Source organism: Alphaproteobacteria bacterium (assembly GCA_019635875.1).
GTDB lineage: Bacteria > Pseudomonadota > Alphaproteobacteria > Reyranellales > Reyranellaceae > JAFAZJ01.
In genome coordinates this window covers 293,003-309,730 of record JAHBYP010000002.1, presented here as the reverse complement: position 1 = coordinate 309,730, position 16,728 = coordinate 293,003, and the positions used below count along the sequence as shown (strand labels likewise).

16 protein-coding genes are annotated in these 16,728 nt (G+C 70.1%); 15 read left to right on the top strand and 1 reads right to left on the bottom strand.

Going from position 1 to position 16,728, the window contains the following annotated elements; translation table 11 throughout:
• Positions 1 to 11: 11 nt before the first annotated feature.
• Together KF889_07590 and KF889_07585 are read left to right on the top strand one after the other, a co-directional pair.
• Positions 12 to 758, top strand: coding sequence for a Crp/Fnr family transcriptional regulator (locus KF889_07590; protein ID MBX3499292.1), 747 nt, complete (start codon positions 12 to 14; stop codon positions 756 to 758).
• 3 nt (positions 759 to 761) lie between these two features.
• A complete protein-coding gene (locus KF889_07585) occupies positions 762 to 2,933 on the top strand; it encodes an adenylate/guanylate cyclase domain-containing protein (GenBank protein MBX3499291.1) in 2,172 nt (723 codons plus the stop codon).
• 575 nt (positions 2,934 to 3,508) lie between these two features.
• Here KF889_07585 and KF889_07580 read toward each other — a convergent pair.
• On the bottom strand, positions 3,509 to 4,144 hold the full coding sequence (locus KF889_07580) for a FecR domain-containing protein (protein ID MBX3499290.1): 636 nt from the start codon (positions 4,142 to 4,144) through the stop codon (positions 3,509 to 3,511).
• A 75-nt stretch (positions 4,145 to 4,219) separates the two neighbouring features.
• Between KF889_07580 and cmk the strand changes: the two genes are divergently transcribed.
• The 13 genes from cmk to KF889_07515 all read left to right on the top strand — a co-directional run bounded on the left by cmk (position 4,220) and on the right by KF889_07515 (position 16,625).
• Positions 4,220 to 4,876, top strand: a complete 657-nt coding sequence (cmk, locus tag KF889_07575; GenBank protein MBX3499289.1) for a (d)CMP kinase — start codon at positions 4,220 to 4,222, stop codon at positions 4,874 to 4,876.
• A gap of 167 nt (positions 4,877 to 5,043) precedes the next feature.
• Complete coding sequence (gene rpsA, locus KF889_07570) at positions 5,044 to 6,771, top strand: 30S ribosomal protein S1 (protein MBX3499288.1); 1,728 nt, start codon at positions 5,044 to 5,046, stop codon at positions 6,769 to 6,771.
• Between the two features lie 201 nt (positions 6,772 to 6,972).
• Entirely contained in the window at positions 6,973 to 7,314 is a 342-nt protein-coding gene (gene ihfB / locus KF889_07565) for an integration host factor subunit beta (GenBank protein MBX3499287.1), read from the top strand.
• 230 nt (positions 7,315 to 7,544) lie between these two features.
• Positions 7,545 to 7,946 (top strand): DUF1049 domain-containing protein, encoded by a 402-nt coding sequence (locus tag KF889_07560; GenBank protein ID MBX3499286.1) that lies wholly within the window; start codon positions 7,545 to 7,547, stop codon positions 7,944 to 7,946.
• Complete coding sequence (locus tag KF889_07555) at positions 7,946 to 8,929, top strand: ornithine cyclodeaminase family protein (GenBank protein ID MBX3499285.1); 984 nt, start codon at positions 7,946 to 7,948, stop codon at positions 8,927 to 8,929. Before KF889_07560 ends, KF889_07555 begins: the two co-directional genes overlap by 1 nt.
• The gene (locus KF889_07550; GenBank protein ID MBX3499284.1) at positions 8,926 to 9,660 is read left to right on the top strand and encodes a metallophosphoesterase family protein; all 735 of its coding nucleotides are present in this window, start codon (positions 8,926 to 8,928) and stop codon (positions 9,658 to 9,660) included. Before KF889_07555 ends, KF889_07550 begins: the two co-directional genes overlap by 4 nt.
• Positions 9,661 to 9,743: 83 nt before the next feature.
• The gene (locus KF889_07545; protein ID MBX3499283.1) at positions 9,744 to 10,121 is read left to right on the top strand and encodes a GNAT family N-acetyltransferase; all 378 of its coding nucleotides are present in this window, start codon (positions 9,744 to 9,746) and stop codon (positions 10,119 to 10,121) included.
• A complete protein-coding gene (locus KF889_07540) occupies positions 10,109 to 11,242 on the top strand; it encodes an FAD-dependent oxidoreductase (GenBank protein MBX3499282.1) in 1,134 nt (377 codons plus the stop codon). The genes KF889_07545 and KF889_07540 overlap by 13 nt, the downstream gene beginning before the upstream one ends.
• On the top strand, positions 11,242 to 11,826 hold the full coding sequence (locus KF889_07535) for an amino acid synthesis family protein (GenBank protein MBX3499281.1): 585 nt from the start codon (positions 11,242 to 11,244) through the stop codon (positions 11,824 to 11,826). Before KF889_07540 ends, KF889_07535 begins: the two co-directional genes overlap by 1 nt.
• Before the next feature lie 214 nt (positions 11,827 to 12,040).
• Positions 12,041 to 13,243 carry an ABC transporter substrate-binding protein gene (locus KF889_07530; GenBank protein ID MBX3499280.1) on the top strand — a complete coding sequence of 401 codons (1,203 nt, stop codon included), beginning with the start codon at positions 12,041 to 12,043 and terminating at the stop codon, positions 13,241 to 13,243.
• A gap of 15 nt (positions 13,244 to 13,258) precedes the next feature.
• Positions 13,259 to 15,139, top strand: a complete 1,881-nt coding sequence (locus KF889_07525) for an ABC transporter permease (protein ID MBX3499279.1) — start codon at positions 13,259 to 13,261, stop codon at positions 15,137 to 15,139.
• Positions 15,136 to 15,924, top strand: a complete 789-nt coding sequence (locus KF889_07520) for an ABC transporter ATP-binding protein (protein ID MBX3499278.1) — start codon at positions 15,136 to 15,138, stop codon at positions 15,922 to 15,924. The genes KF889_07525 and KF889_07520 overlap by 4 nt, the downstream gene beginning before the upstream one ends.
• Positions 15,924 to 16,625: an ABC transporter ATP-binding protein gene (locus KF889_07515; protein ID MBX3499277.1), complete on the top strand. Its 702-nt coding sequence runs from the start codon at positions 15,924 to 15,926 to the stop codon at positions 16,623 to 16,625. The genes KF889_07520 and KF889_07515 overlap by 1 nt, the downstream gene beginning before the upstream one ends.
• Positions 16,626 to 16,728 lie beyond the last annotated feature (103 nt).

Genomic DNA, 16,728 nt, shown 5'->3' with positions numbered 1-16,728 from the left:
TCGGAATGCCCTTGGTCGCCTCCGCCGGCGATGCCAACATCGCCGCCATGTCGCCGCTCAGCCCCGCCGACCGCCGCCGCTTCGTCGCCGGCACCGACCTGTTCCGAAGCTGCGCGCCGGCCGAGCTCGATCGCGTCGCCGCGCTCTTGCGCGAGAGGCGCTACGCCGCCGGCCAGACCATCTTCCAGCGCGGCGACGACGGCTCGGGCATGCTGTTCGTGGTCTCCGGCCAGGTGCACATCGTCGTGTCCTCGGCCGAGGGCCGCGAGATCATCCTCAACATCATCGAGCCCGGACAGGAGTTCGGCGAGCTGGCGCTGCTCGATGGCGAGAAGCGCAGCGCCGACGCCGTGGCGCACGCCGACAGCGTGATCCTGTCGATCTCGCATGCCGAGTTCATGCCGCTGCTGGCGCGCAACCCCGATCTGGCGGCGGCCATCATGCGGGTCTTGTGTGGCCGGCTGCGGCGCACCAGCACCCAGCTCGAATCGGTGGCGCTGCTCGAGCTCGGCGCCCGGCTGGCGCGCCTGCTGCTGTCGCTCGCCGACACCGTGGGCGAGGCCACCAAGGCAGGGACCAGGCTGCGCCTGCGGCTGTCGCAGAGCGAGCTGGGCCAGCTGGTCGCCGGCAGCCGTTCCAAGGTCAACCGCCACCTGATGGACTGGCAGGCCAGCGGCGTGCTGGCGCGCGACGGCGGCTTCATCGTGGTGCGCGACCGCGACGCGCTCGAGGACATCGCCGCGGCGCTGAAGGACTGAGCCGTGGATTGGCGCACCCGGCTGCTCCGGCTGCCGCCGCTGGCGCTGGGCATCGTCGCCGTGCTGGCGCTGGCCGCGGCGCGGCTGGTCGACCCGGCGCCGCTGCGCGAATTGCGGCTGGCGCAGTTCGACGCCGCGCAGCGCCTGATGCCGCGCCCGCTCGCCGACCTGCCGGTGCGCGTCGTCGACATCGACGACGCTTCGCTGGCGCGCATCGGCCAATGGCCCTGGCCGCGCGATCGGCTGGCCACGCTGGTGACACGCCTGCACGAGGCCGGCGCCGCCGCCATCGCGCTCGACATCGTCTTTGCCGAGCCCGACCGCCTGTCGCCGGCGCGCATCGTCGGCGAGCTGGCGCGGCGCGGCGGCGATCCCTCCCTGGTCGAGGCGATGGGCCGCCTGCCCGACAACGACGCGCTGTTCGCCGCCGCGATCGGCGAGGCGCCGGTCGTGCTCGGCATGCTGCTGACCGCAGGACGGGGCGCGCCGGTGCAGCCCAAGGCGTCGCTGGCGGTGATCGGCCCGCCGCTGGCGGGGCACGTCGATCGCTTCGGCGGCGCGCTGCCGCCGCTGCCGGCGCTGCGCGCGGCCGCGCGCGGCCTGGGCAGCATCAGCATCGGCGAATCCGATACCGCGATCGTGCGCCAGGTGCCGCTCCTGCAGACCGCGGGCGACACGCCGGTGCCGGGCTTCGCCGTCGAGGCACTGCGTGTCGCATTGGGTGAGACGACCATCGGCGTGCGCGTCGCGCCGGTCGGCGGCGGCCGCGACGGCGTGCGCGCGCTGCGCATCGGCCAGCTCGTGGTGCCGACCGCGCCCGATGGCCACATCTGGCTGCACGGCGTCGATCCTGCCGCCGATCGCGCGCGCTGGCTGTCGGCCTGGCGCGTGCTGGCGGGCGAGCAGCCCGACGACCGCACGCGGGCCGAGCTCGCCGCGCTGGTCAAGGGCCGCATCGTGCTGGTCGGCGCCAGCGCCGCGGGACTGGGCGATCTGCGCGCGACGGCGATGGCGCCCTATGTGCCCGGCGTGTCGATCCATGCCCAGGCGATCGAGCAGATGCTCGCGGGCTGGCATCTCGAGCGGCCGTTCTGGGCCGACGGCGCGGAGCTTGCCGCTCTGCTGGCGGTCGGCCTGCTGGCGACCTGGGCGGCGGCGCGCCTGCGCGCCATGCGCGCGCTGCTGGCCGCCATCGCGCTCGACGCCGTGCTGATCGGCGCGGCGTGGTGGGCCTTCACCGGTCCGCGCCTGCTGCTCGACGTGACGGCGCCACTGCTGGCGGCGGTGGTCGGCTTCTCGCTGGCGGCGCTGGGCCGCTATGTCGGCGTCGAGGTGCAGCAGCGAAGGCTGCGCGCGCGCTTCAGCCAGTATCTCTCGCCCGACGTCGTGCGTCGCCTGGTGCGTCAGCCCGGCCTGTTGCGTCTCGACGGCGAGCAGCGCGACATGTCCTTCGTCTTCACCGACATCGCCGGCTTCACCTCGCTCACCGAGCGCGTCGGTCCGCGCCGGCTGATCGCGCTGCTCGACCGCTATCTCGACACGCTGTGCGAGATCGGCGTGCGCCATGGTGGCACGATCGACAAGATCGTCGGCGACGCGGTGCACGTGATGTTCAACGCGCCGCTCGACCAGCCCGACCATGCCGACCGCGCGCTGGCCTGCGCACGCGAGATGGATGTCGTGGCGCAGGCCTTCGCGCGCGACATGGAGCAGCAGGGCGAGATCTTCGGCGCCACGCGCATCGGTGTCAGCAGCGGCACTGCCGTGGTGGGCGACGTCGGCGGACGGCGGCGGCTGGACTATACCGCGCACGGCACGGCGGTGAACCTCGCCTCGCGCCTGGAGGCGGCCAACAAGGCGCTGGGCACGACGATCTGCGTTTCCGGGGCGACGCGCGAGCGCGTCGAGGGCGAGATGCTGCGACCGGCCGCCCGCCTGATGGTGCGCGGCCACGCCGATCCGGTCGATGTCTTCACGACGATGCCGACGGGCGCGCCCGACTCCTTCGCCGAAGCCTGGAGCCAGGCCTACATCGCGCTCGCGACCGGCGAACCCGAGGCGCGCGCCATGCTGGTGGCGCTGGACGCCAGCCAGCCGAACGATCCGCTGGTCACCCTGCACCTCAAGCGCCTCGACGCCGGTGCCCGCGATGCCGTCATCGATCTGCGCGGCTGAAGCCCGATCCCTGGCGCGCCATCCTGTGCTTCCGATCCCCTTCCAACCCCCCCCCGGTGCCTCACTTTCAACCCCCCACCTCCCGCCAACGGGAGGTCGGGGGTTGGAAGGGAGGTCAAGACGCTCCGCTGGGGCTACGCGCTTGACCTGAGCGCGACCGGCGAAACGGGGTCGACGCAATGCGGGCTACACAGCCCGCCGAGTTGATGGCGATCGAGCTTCATCGTGGCCAGCGAGCGAGGCTCGGCACCGGGGTTGGGCTGTCGGCGCACCGTCTTTTTGGGGGACGGCCTGGGCATGGTCTTCAACGCCCATACCGTCGACGCCCACGATGAACGGCGGCGACGGCCTATCCTGCGACTTCACGGACCGTGATCCGGCTCCATCGGCCCCGCATCGGCGCCACTGGCGATGCGGTCCCCGGCTCGCCCGCCGTGCGCCCTCTCGATCAGAGCCACGGCGGCGGTGTGCTTGGCCGGTATATGCACGGCGCGGCCGTGCTGACGAGGCGGATTCAGTCTGTGCATAGTTCGCAATTTCTGTAAAGACGAAAGTATCTATTGCCAGAGGGGTTTCTAGCGCGCGCCGACGCTGGCCAGGGCGCGGTCGATCTTGGGCTGGCCCCAGACGCGCTTGGGTTGCGGCTTGTCGCCGGGCGCCTTGATCATGGTGCCTTCAGTCGCCGCGAGCGGCAGGGTTTCGCCGCCCGCGGCCACGGCGACGCGGCCCTCGCGTACGAAGACGCCGTACTCGCCGTCGATCGGCCCGGCGAAGAAGGCGGTGCCGCGCACGCCGAGCAGCGCGTGCGGCGAGCGGATCTCGACCCGGGCGTTGGGCATCGACTCGGTGCGCCCGCCGACGAAGAAGAAGCCGCCCTGCAGCGCGCGTCCCAGGAACTCGCCCTTGCTCGAAGCCGGGTCGAAGGCGAAGCGGTCGACGGCGAAGCGGGCATTGGGGCCGAGGTTGAGCGCCGTGCCGTCGTTGAGGCGCACCGCGAGCGTGGCGTCGGCCGCCGTCTCGATGACGTCCGCCAGGCGGATCACAGCGCCGGTACCCAGCGCCTGCCTGGCGCCGGCGGACTCCACCGTTGCCTTGCCCTGCAACGACTCGACCGTGCCGACGACCGGCTGCTGTGCCGCCGCCAATGGTGCGGTCAGGGCCAGAAGCGCCGCGATTCCCATCGCGGCCGCCATGCTGCTCCAGCGGGCCATGGTGTCCCCTCATTCGATAAAGTGAGCAAACGCTCGCAACGCTTGTTTGACTTAGGCGCAGACCGTGACCAAAGGATGGCGCGGATGATCATAGCACTCGACGGGCCGTCGGCGGCCGGCAAGGGCACCCTGGCCCGTCGCCTGGCGGCGCACTACGACCTCGCCCATCTCGACACCGGCTCCCTCTACCGCGCCGTCGGCGGGCGGGTGCTGCGCGAGGGCGGCGATCCGGCCGACGTCGCGCGGGCGGTAGCCGCTGCTGCGGCGCTGACCGAGGCCGACCGCCTGGCCGGCGATCTGCGCAGCGAAGCCGTCGGGCAGGCCGCCTCGAAGGTCGCGGTGATCCCCGGCGTGAGGGCCAAGCTGCTGGATTTCCAGCGCAATTTTGCCCGAAACCCACCCGGTGGCCGGGCCGGCGCGGTGCTCGACGGGCGCGACATTGGCACGGTGATTTGCCCGGATGCCGATGTGAAACTGTTCCTCACGGCGAGCCTCGAGGCACGCGCCGAGCGGCGATTCCGTGAGTTGCAAGCGGCCGGGGCGGCGCCTATAAAGCGCGCCGTTCTGGAAGAGATGACGTTGCGGGACCGCCGCGACAGCGAACGCCAAGCGGCGCCGCTGAAGCCGGCCCACGACGCGTTCGTGCTCGATACGAGCGATCTCGACGCCGATGCGGTTTTCGCCGCCGTCGTCGGGCACATCTCCGAAAGGACTCGTTCGCGCCGGGCCTGAAGCCTTCGGCAGCGCGAGCGGGAGTTGGGTACCGAAGGCTGCGGCCGGATGTGCGTGGAGAGAGCGCATGTCGCGGGCCGGCGGCGTCAACAGGCAGTGGATCCGCCGAATCAATCGGCTGGCCGACGGACAGCAACCTGGTCCGGGATCGTTGTGAAGGAGATGAAATGGCCAAACGTACCGCCTTGCGGGAAGCCGATCCCGCGACCGCCGATTTCGCGGCGATGCTCGATGACGCACTCGGCAACTCTTCTGGATTCGAAGGCCAGGTCGTGCGCGGCCAGGTCGTCAACATCGTCGGCGATTTCGCCATCGTCGACGTCGGCCTGAAGTCGGAAGGCCGCATCGCGCTTCGCGAGTTCGCCAATGGCGGCGGCGCGCCCGAGATCAAGACCGGCGATTTCGTCGACGTCTTCGTCGACCGCATGGAGAACAAGGACGGCGAGGCGATGCTGTCGCGCGACAAGGCGCGGCGCGAGGAAGCCTGGACCATCCTCGAGAAATCCTTCAACGACCAGCAGCGGGTCAACGGCGTGATCTTCGGCCGCGTCAAGGGCGGCTTCACCGTCGACCTCTCGGGCGCCGTGGCCTTCCTGCCGGGCAGCCAGGTCGATGTTCGCCCGGTGCGCGATGTGACGCCGCTGATGGGCACGCCGCAGCCGTTCCAGATCCTCAAGATGGATCGCCGCCGCGGCAACATCGTGGTCTCGCGCCGTGCCGTGCTCGAGGAGAGCCGCGCCGAGGACCGCAACCGCCTGATGGGCCAGCTGAGCGAAGGCCAGGTGCTCGACGGCGTGGTCAAGAACATCACCGACTACGGCGCGTTCGTCGATCTGGGCGGCGTCGACGGCCTGCTGCACGTCACCGACATCGCCTGGAAGCGCATCAACCACCCGAGCGAGGCGCTCACCATCGGCCAGCAGGTCAAGGTGCAGGTCGTGCGCTTCAACCCCGAGACGCAGCGCATCTCGCTGGGCATGAAGCAGCTGATGAGCGATCCGTGGGACGGCGCAGCGGCCAAGTACCCGGCCCAGGCTCGGGTCAAGGGTCGCGTCACCAACATCACCGACTACGGCGCCTTCGTGGAGCTGGAGCCGGGTGTCGAGGGTCTGGTCCATGTCTCGGAGATGAGCTGGACCAAGAAGAACGTGCACCCCGGCAAGATCGTCTCGACCAGCCAGGAGGTCGAGGTGATGGTGCTGGACGTCGACATGACCAAGCGGCGCATTTCGCTGGGTCTGAAGCAGTGCCTCGACAATCCGTGGGACACGTTCTCCGACAAGTACCCGGCGGGCACCGAGCTCGAGGGCGAGGTGCGCAACATCACCGAGTTCGGCCTGTTCGTCGGCCTGCCCGGCGACATCGACGGCATGGTCCATCTCAGCGACCTGTCGTGGGACCAGGCGGGCGAGGAGGCGATCCGCAACTTCAAGAAGGGCGACGTCGTCAAGGTCAAGGTGCTCGACGTCGACACCGACAAGGAGCGCATCTCGCTGGGCATCAAGCAGCTGCTCAACGACCCCTTCGAGAAGGTCAACGCCATCAAGAAGGGCGAGGTGGTCACCGCGGTGGTTTCGGCCATCCAGGAAGGCGGCCTCGACGTCACGGTTGCCGACGGCATCCCGGGCTTCATCCGCAAGACCGAGCTCAGCCGCGACCGCTCCGAGCAGCGCCCGGACCGCTATGCGGTGGGCGACAAGATCGACGCCAAGGTGACCAACATCGACCGCGCCGCGCGCCGCGTCGTGCTGTCGGTCAAGGCGCGCGAGGCCGACGAGGAGAAGCAGGCGATGGCCGATTACGGCTCGTCCGACTCCGGCGCCAGCCTCGGCGACATCCTGGGCGCCGCGCTGAGCCGGGCGCGCAAGCCGTCGGAGGAAGACGACGCCAAGTAGTCGCCACTGACGTTCATCGTCATTCGATACCGATGGCCGGCCCGTCCTCCAGGACGGGCCGGTTGTCGTTTCCAGTCCCCGCATCGGGCCGGCGGCAAAAACGCCAATGTTCCAAATGACTTAGGGTTGACGCTGGGGGGTTGCGTCGGCATACTGCGACAACCTGTTGAATTGTCCATCGAACGGAACCGATCCCGTCGCATGACCAAGTCGGAACTGATCGCCAAGCTGGCGGCGCTCAACCCGCATCTGTACCAGCGGGACGTCGAGCGCATTGTCGCGACGATCTTTGACGAGATCGCCGTGGCCCTGGCGCGCGGCGACCGCGTCGAGTTGCGCGGCTTCGGCGCATTCTCGGTGAAACAACGCGAGTCGCGCACCGGCCGCAATCCACGCACCGGCGAGACGGTGGCCGTGTCGCAGAAGCGCGTGCCCTATTTCAAGACCGGCAAGGACCTGCGCGACCGGCTGAACAAGAGCATTCAGGGCGGCGCTGGTGCCTCTGGTGCCGGCGCCCAGGCGCCGCGCAAGCCGGCGGACTGAGGCGACCGCGCCCGCCGCGAGGATGGCCCGCTTCGGCGGGCCGTTTCGTTTCAAGGGGATGGCGCGCACCTGACATCCCGCGCGAAGCAAGGGATCCAGGTCTTCGCGGACCACCGGCGTCCCGCCGGCATTGCCGTTGACTCACCGACAGAGCGCCGGCGAGACGACGGCGGTCCCACCGAAGACGCTGGGCGTTGTCGCCAGGGGCGGGCCTCGCGTAGGGTGGATCGATGAAGACGCTGTCGCGTATCCTTCTCGGGCTGTTCCTCGCCATCGGCGTGCTGGTGGCGGTCAGCAACCGCGAGCCGGTCGAGCTTGCCCTGTGGCCGCTGCGCGAGCGGCTGGTGGCGCCGCTCTTCATCCTGATCGTCTTCCTGCTGCTGGTCGGCGTGCTGGTCGGGCTGCTGATGGGCTGGTTCTCCAACCGCCGTCACCGCACCCGGGCGCGCCACCGCGGCGCCGAGGTCGAGCGCCTGGAGCGCGAGGTCGCCAGGCTGAAGGGCGAGCTCTCGACCTACACGGCGCGGGCCGAGACCGTCGAGCCGCCCAAGCCGGCCGACAGCCGCGCGCTGGCGCGCCAGCAGGCGCTGGTCGATCCCGATTCCGTGGTGCCGATCACGAGGGCGCGCTGATGCGCTTGCTCGATGCGGCGGCCGTGGACGCCGCCCTGGACGACATCGCCCTGGTCGATCGCCTGGAAGCGCTGTTCCGCATCGGCTGCGAGATGCCCGTCCGCCACCATCACCCGATCAAGGCGCCGACCGGCCCGGGCTCGTCCGATGCCATGCTGCTGCTGATGCCGGCGTGGAACTCGGCCGGCGCCACGCGGCGCCATATCGGCGTGAAGATCGTCACGGTGTTCCCGGACAACGGCCTGAGATCGCTGCCGGCGATCTATGGCCAGTATCTCCTGCTGTCCGGCGAGACCGGTGAGCCGCTGGCCCTGCTCGACGGCGCCATGCTGACCAAGCGCCGCACCGCCTGCGCCTCGGGCCTGGCCTCGCGCTATCTCTCGCGCCCCGACTCCCGTTCGCTGCTGATGATCGGCACCGGCGCGCTGGCGCCGCAGCTCATTCGCGTCCACTGCAGAATCCGGCCGATCGAGCGCGTGGCGATCTGGGGCCGCACCGCCGCGCACGCGCAGTCCCTCGCCCGCCAGCTGGCCGACAGCCTGCCCCAGGCGCTGGGCCGCGCCGTCGCGGTCACCGCCGTCAGCGACCGCGCCGCCGCCGCACGCGAGGCCGACATCATCTCCTGCGCCACGCTGTCGAAGACGCCGCTGGTCGAGGGCGCCTGGCTCAGGCCGGGCCAGCACGTCGATCTGGTCGGCGCCTATACGCCCGAGATGCGCGAGAGCGACGATGCCGCCGCCCGCGCCGCCCGCATCTTCGTCGACACCAGGGCCGGCGCGATGAAGGAGGCCGGCGACATCGTCCTGCCGCTGCGCGCCGGCGAGATCGGCGAGGACGACGTGCTGGCCGACCTCTACGACCTGACCCGCGGTCATCACGACGGCCGCAGCAAGGGCGATACGCAGTCGATCACGCTCTTCAAGTCGGTCGGCGCGGCGCTCGAGGATCTCGCCGCGGCGGAGCTCGCGGTGGAGCGGGCATGAGGATCGCCGCGGTCTCCGACATCCACGGCAACCGCTTCGCGCTCGAGGCGGTGCTCGAGGACATCGCGACGCGCGATGTCGACGTCACGGTCAATCTCGGCGACATCCTCTCGGGGCCGCTCGACCCGCTCGGCGCGGCCGCCGTGCTGATGCCGCTGAACCTGCCGACCATACGCGGCAATCACGAGCGGCAGGTGCTCGACGATCCGGCGGAGAAGCTGGGCAGGACCGATGCCTTCACCCGCGGCGTGCTCACGGCGAAGGAGCGCGACTGGATCGCCTCGTTGCCGCAGACGTTGCCGGTGTCCGACGAGGTGTTCCTCTGCCACGGCACGCCCACCAGCGACCTGGTCTATTTCATGGAACGCATCGACGGCGATCGCACCCGGCCGGCCGATCTGGCGACGGTCGAGCGCCACGCCGGCGATTGTCGCGCGGCGCTGATCCTGTGTGGCCACACCCATGTGCCGCGCAGCCTGTACCTGTCGGACGGCCGCCTGGTGGTGAACCCCGGGAGCGTCGGGCTGCAGGCCTATGACGACCTCGAGCCGTCACCGCATTGCGTCGAGGTCGGCTCGCCGCACGCGCGGTACGCCGTGATCGAGAAGCGTCGGCATGGCTGGCGGGCCCTGCATGTCGAGGTCGACTACGACTGGCAGGCCGCCGCGCGGCAGGCGGCCGGGCATGGTCGCGAGGATTGGGCGCAGCGCCTGCTGACGGGCTGGGCGTGAGCGGCGAGCCCGGCCTGCGCGACGCGGTGCGCGAGGACGCCGCGACGCTGACCGATCTGTTCCTCGCGTCGCGGCGGCAGGCGATGCCGTGGCTGCGCGAGGTGCATGGCGAGACCGAAACCCATTGGTGGATGGCCAACGTCGTGCTGCGCGATCTCAGCGTGCGCGTGGCGACGCTGGATCAGCGCATCGCCGGCTTCGCTGCGATCCGGCCGGGCTGGCTCGACCATCTCTATATCGCACCGGCGCATCAGCGTGCGGGGCTGGGTACGCGATTGCTGGCCGAGGCCAGACGCATCGGCGGCGTGCCTCTGCGGCTCTGGGCGTTCCAGCGCAATCATGCGGCGCGTGCCTTCTACCGGCGTCATGGCTTCATCGAGGAAGAACTCACCGACGGCGCCGGCAACGAAGAGCACGAGCCCGACGTGCGCATGATATGGTCCGCGCCATGTACGTCGTAATCGTCGGCGCCGGCATCGCCGGCCTGGGCGCGGCCTGGGCGCTCACGCGCCAGGGCCATCACGTCACCGTGCTGGAGCAGGGGCCGATTCCCAATCCGCTCGGCACCTCGGTCGATTCGCATCGCCTGATCCGCAGGCCCTACGGCACCGAGGTCGGCTACATGCGCATGATCACCGATGCCTATGCCGCGTGGAACCGGCTGTGGGCTGATCTTGGCGTCAAGCTGTGCGTCGACACCGGCTCGCTCTCGCTCACCACCGAAGATGGCGACCGCCAGGCCCAGTCGCTGCGGCTGATCAAGGCCGACGGCTTTCCGGTGGTCGAGATGGACGCCGCCGAGCTGGCCCGGCGCTATCCGCTGATCGATCCCGATGGCGTGAAGACGGCGTTCCTGTCGCCCGAAGGCGGCGTGCTGCTGGCCGATCGCATCGTCGCGGCGCTGGCGAAATGGCTCGGCGAGAAGGGCGCCCGGCTGCGGCCGATGTCGCGCGTGCAGGCGGTCGACGCCGATGGCGGCGCCGTGACCCTGGCCGGCGGCGAGCGCGTGGCCGGCGATCTGGTGCTGGTGGCGGCCGGCGCCTGGGTGCGCGAGCTGGTGCCCGGCATGGGCGAGTACGTCGAGCCGTCGCGCCAGGTCCTGGCCTATGTCGACCTGCCCGACGACCTGGCGACGGCCTGGGCGAGCCATCCTTCGCTGCTGTCGGTCGGCGAGGATCGCGGCTTCTACCTCGTGCCGCCGGTGGTGCGGCCCGACGGCAGCCGCACGCGGCTGAAGATCGGCGATCACCTGTTCAGCCGGGAGGGCGACGCCGCCAGCGATCCGCGCATCGCCGCCTTCGACGAGGTGCGCCGCGTGTGGGCGCAGGCGCGCGGCCGGCTGCGCAACCTCGATCGTTATCGCCTCGCCGAGGGCAAGGTCTGCTACTACACCGTCGATCGCCGCGCCGGCCGCGAGACGTTCCGCTCCCTGCCGATCGGCAAGGCGGCCTGGGCGATGTCGAACTGTTCCGGGCATGGCTTCAAGTTCGGCGCCTGCCTGGGCGAGGCCTTCGCCGACATGGCCGCCGGCCGGCGCTCGGCCGAGGCGTTCACGCGCTACGTCGCCGGGGAGGCGGCCTGATGTCGGTGGTGGCGTTGCGCAAGATCGTCACCTCGATCGAGGAGACGACGCACGACGGCGGCGCGCCTCTGGCGATGCCGGTGCGCAAGGGCGCGATCGGCGGCGTGGTGCGCAACCCCTATGCCGGGCGCCATGTCGAGGACATCGCGCCGATGATGGAGGCGCTCAGGCCGCTGGCCTTCGACCTGACGACGCGCCTGCTGGCGACGCTGGGCGTCGCGGGCAGGGAGGTCGACGGCTACGGCAAGGCGGTGATCGTCGGCATCGCCGGCGAGCTGGAGCACGCCGCGCTGTGGCATCAGCCCAGCGGCTGGGGCATCCGCGAGGCAATGGGCGGCGCGAAGTCGATCGTGCCCTCAACGGTGAAGGTCGCGGCCGCCGGCGCGCGCATTGACGTGCCGCTGCATCACGCGCACGCCGCCTATGTGCGCAGCCATTTCGACGCCATCGAGTTCGCGGTGCCCGACGGGCCGCGACCCGAGGAGATCGTCTTCGTCGTGGCGCTGGCGATCGGCGGCCGGCCGCATCCGCGCGTCGGCGGCCTGAAGGCCGACGAGATCAAATTGTGGGACGGCCAGCGCTGAGCGATCGAACGCAATGTCATCCCGAGCGCAGCGAGGGATCCAGGGAAGCCGCCTGGATCGCTCGCTGCGCTCGGGATGACAGGGGACTCCGAGCGGCTTGCAATCAGCCGCGATTGGCATATCGTTTGCGTACGAACGAGTTGCGTGTTGGTGCCCTTGTGCGGCGCACCAAGTTCTCATCATGCTCAGCGATCCTGTTGGGGAGACCGTCGTCATGAAACGCAGAACCATCCTCGCCCTGGCCGCCGGCGCGGGCGTGTCCGGTGCCCTTCCGGCATTGGCGCAGCAAGGGCCGATCCGCATCGGCGAGCTCAACAGCTACAAGAACTTCCCGGCCTTCCTCGAACCCTACAAGAAGGGCTGGGAGCTGGCGGTCGAGGAGTTCAACAAGGCCGGCGGCGTGCTCGGCCGGCAGATCGAGATCGTCTCGCGCGATGACAGCGGCACGCCGGCCGACGCGGTGCGCGTCGCCGAAGAGCTGCTGAGCCGCGAGAAGGTCGCCTTCCTGATCGGCACCTTCCCCTCGCATGTCGGGCTGGCGGTCTCCGACTTCGCCAAGCAGCGCAAGACGCTGTTCATCGCCGCCGAGCCGCTGACCGACAAGCTGGTCTGGGACTCGGGCCATCGCTACACCTACCGTCTGCGCGCTTCGACCTACATGCAGACGGCGATGCTGATTCCCGACGCAGTCAAGCTGAAGAAGAAGCGCTGGGCGATCGTCTACCCCAACTACGAATACGGCCAGTCGGCGACCGCGGCGTTCAAGAAGCTCCTGAAGGCGCAGCAGCCGGACGTCGAGTTCGTCACCGAGCAGGCCTCGCCGCTGGGCCGCATCGAGGCCGGCGCCGTGGCGCAGGCGATCGCCGACGCCAAGCCGGACGCGATCTTCAGCTCGCTGTTCGGTCCCGACCTCGCGAAGTTCGTGCGCGAGGGCAACAGCCGCGAGCTGTTCAAGGGCCGCGAGGTGTTCAACCTGCTGGCCGGCGAGCCCGAGTATCTCGATCCGCTGAAGGACGAGACGCCCAAGGGCTGGTACGTCACCGGCTATCCGTGGAACGAGATCACCACGCCCTCGCACAAGAAATTCCTCGACGCCTACCAGGCGAAGTTCAAGGACTACCCGCGCCTGGGCTCGGTGGTGGGTTATGCGACCGTGCAGTCGGCGGTGGCGGCGATCAGGAAGGCCGGTTCGCTCGACCAGGAGAAGCTGGTCGACGCCATGGCCGGGCTGACGCACGACACGCCATTCGGGCCGATCACCTACCGTGCGCTCGACCATCAATCGACCATGGGCGCCTATGTCGGGCAGATCGAGGCAAAGGGCGGCAAGGGCGTGATGGTCAACTGGCGCTACGTCGACGGCAAGGACGCGCTGCCGCCGGACGACGAAGTCAGGAAGATGCGGCCCGCCAACTGACTGGCCAACTGATCGGTGTCGTTCGCCTCTATCATCGCGCAATTGCTCAATGGGCTGGCCGGCGCGTCATCGCTGTTCATGGTGGCTGCCGGCCTGTCGCTGATCTTCGGCGTCACGCGCGTCGTCAACTTCGCGCACGGCTCGCTCTACATGCTGGGGCTCTACGTCGCCTACTCGGCGGTTGAGTTCCTCGGCCGCACGCCCCTGGGCTTCTGGGGCGGCATCGTCGTCGCCACGATCGCGATCGGCGCGCTGGGCGCGCTGATCGAGATCGGCATCCTGCGCCGCATCTACCGTGCGCCTGAGCTGTTCCAGCTGCTCGCCACCTTCGCCGTCGTGCTGGTGGTGAAGGACGTGGCGCTGGCGATCTGGGGCGCCGAGGAGCTGGTGGGGCCGCGCGCGCCCGGCCTGTCGCGCACGGTCGAGATCATGGGCCGCCGCGTGCCGCAATACGACCTGGCGCTGATCGCCATCGCGCCGCTCTTGCTGCTGGGCCTGTGGCTGGCGCTCGCCCGCACCCGCTGGGGGGCGCTGGTGCGGGCGGCGACCCAGGACCGCGAGATGGTGGGCGCCCTGGGCGTCGACGAGCGCAAGCTCTTCACCGGCGTGTTCTTCGTCGGCGCGGCGCTGGCCGGGCTGGGCGGCGCGCTGCAGCTGCCGCGCGAGCCGGCCAATCTCGGGCTCGACCTGTCGGTGATCGCCGACGCCTTCGTGGTGACGGTGGTCGGCGGCCTGGGCAGCATTCCCGGCGCCTTCCTCGCCGCCATCCTGATCGGCGTGGTCAAGGCGTTCTGCATCGCACTGGGCACCCAGAGCTTCTTCGGTTTCGAGGTCTCGTTCTCCAAGCTGACCCTGGTGGTCGAGTTCCTGGTCATGGCCGTCGTGCTGGTGATCCGGCCCTACGGCCTGCTCGGACGGCCGCCGGCGCAGCAGCGCGCCGTCGGCGAGATCACCACGCTGCCCGGCATGCCGGACTGGCGGCGTTGGCTGCCCTTCGTCGCGCTGCTGGCGCTGGTCCCCTTCGCCGCGCCCGACGATCGCTACCTGCTGGTGCTGCTCACCGACATCGCCATCCTCTCGCTCTTCGCCGTCAGCCTGCACGTGCTGATGGGCCCCTCGGGCATGGTCTCGTTCGGCCACGCCGCCTATTTCGGCGTCGCCGCCTATGCCGCCGCGATCCTGTTGCGTAAGGCCCAGCTGCCGATGGAGGTCGCGGTGCTGTCGGCCCCGTTCGTCGCCGGCGCGGTCGCGCTGGTCTACGGCTGGTTCTGCGTGCGGCTGTCGGGCGTCTATCTCGCGATGCTGACCCTGGCGTTCGCGCAGATCACCTGGTCGGTGATCTACCAGTGGGACTCGCTGACCGGCGGCAGCAATGGCCTCACCGGGGTCTGGCCGCCATCGTGGCTCGGCGCCAAGAGCGACTATTTCTGGCTCTCGCTGACGCTCTGCGCATTGGGCATCGGCCTGCTGTGGCGCATGCTGTTCTCGCCCTTCGGCTACGCGCTGCGCGCCGGTCGTGACTCGCCGCTGCGCGCCGAGGCGATCGGCATCGACGTGCGTCGCCTGCGGTGGTTCGCCTTCGCGCTGGCCGGCGCCTTCGCCGGGCTTGCCGGCGCGCTCTTCGCGTTCTCCAAGGGCAGCATCTCGCCCGAGCTGGCGTCGATCGCGCAGTCCACGGACGCGCTGGTCATGGTGCTGCTGGGCGGCGTCGAGACCATCACCGGTCCGATCGCCGGCGCGGCGATCTTCACCTGGCTGAAGGACGAGCTGGCGCGCAACACGCAGTACTGGCGCAGCGTCTTCGGCCTGGTGATCCTGGCCCTGGTGCTGCTCTTCCCGCAGGGCGTGGTCGGCGGTCTGGCGCTGCTGTGGCGCCGCGTGAGGCAGGCGGCATGAGTGCGCCGGTCCCCATTGCACCCGTCCTCGAGGTCGCCGGCCTCTTCAAGTCCTTCGGCGGCGTGCGCGCGGTCGACGACGTGTCGTTCGCCGTCTCCGCCGGCGAACTGCTGGCGATGATCGGGCCCAACGGCGCCGGCAAGTCGACCTGCTTCAACATGCTCAACGGCCAGCTGCCGGCCGATGCCGGCAGCGTGCACCTGCTGGGCCGCGATATCCTGGGCCTGAAACCGCGCGCGATCTGGCGGCTGGGCGTGGGCCGCACCTTCCAGATCACCGCGACCTTCACGTCCATGACGGTGCGCGAGAACGTGCAGATGGCGCTGCTCTCGCACCGCCGCGGCATCGGCTCATTGCTGTCGCGTGCCTCGGCGCGGCATGTCGAGGAGGCCGACGCGCTGCTCGAGCGCGTCGGCATGCGCGAGCAGGGTGACCGGGTCTGCGGCGTGCTGGCCTATGGCGACCTCAAGCGCGTCGAGCTGGCGGTGGCGCTGGCCAACGATCCGAAGCTGCTGCTGATGGACGAGCCCACCGCCGGCATGGCGCCCAAGGAGCGCATCGATCTGATGGCGCTGGCCGCCTCGCTGGCGCGCGAGCGCTCGGTCGCGGTGCTCTTCACCGAGCATGACATGGATGTCGTCTTCGCCCACGCCGATCGCATCATCGTGCTCGACCGCGGCCGGCTGATCGCCCAGGGCAGGCCCGAGGTGGTGCGCGCCGATCCGCAGGTGCAGGCGGTTTATCTCGGCAGCGGCGCCATGTTCGCTCACGAGGTGCAGGCATGATGCTGCATGTCGAGGGCCTGCACAGCCACTACGGCCGCGCCCACATCTTGGCCGATGTCGGGCTCGACGCGCGCGAAGGCGAGGTGCTGGCGCTGCTCGGCCGCAACGGCGCGGGCAAGTCGACGACGCTGAAGTCAGTGATCGGCCTGGTGCGGCCCAGCGCCGGCACCATCACCTTCGCCGGGACCCGCATCGACGGGCTGTCGCCCTTCCGTATCGCGCGGCTCGGGCTGGGCTTCGTGCCCGAGGATCGCCGCATCTTCACCGACCTCTCGGTGATGGAGAATCTCGAGGTCGGTCGCCAGGCGCCGCGCGCGGGGGCGCCGACCTGGACTCCGGATCGGCTGTTCGAGCTCTTCCCCAATCTCGGCCGCATGCGCGACCGGCCGGGCGGGCGCATGTCCGGCGGCGAGCAGCAGATGCTGACCATCGCGCGCACCCTGATGGGCAATCCGCGCTGCGTGCTGCTCGACGAGCCGTCCGAGGGCCTCGCGCCGCTGATCGTCGAGCAGATGGCGAGGACGATCCGCACGCTCAAGGCCGAGGGGCTGAGCGTCGTGCTGTCGGAGCAGAATCTGCATTTCTCGGCCATGGTCGCCGACCGCGCCGTGATCATCGAGAAGGGCCGCGTGCGCTTCACCGGCACCATGGACGAGCTGCGCGCCGACGAGAGCGCGCGCACCCAGTATCTGAGCGTGTGAACGTGATCAAACGATTTGCTCTTACCTTCCCCCGGAGGGGGAAGGTGCCGAAGGCGGATGGGGGATGTCGAAGACGGACTCCTGCGTTCGTCTTCGACATCCC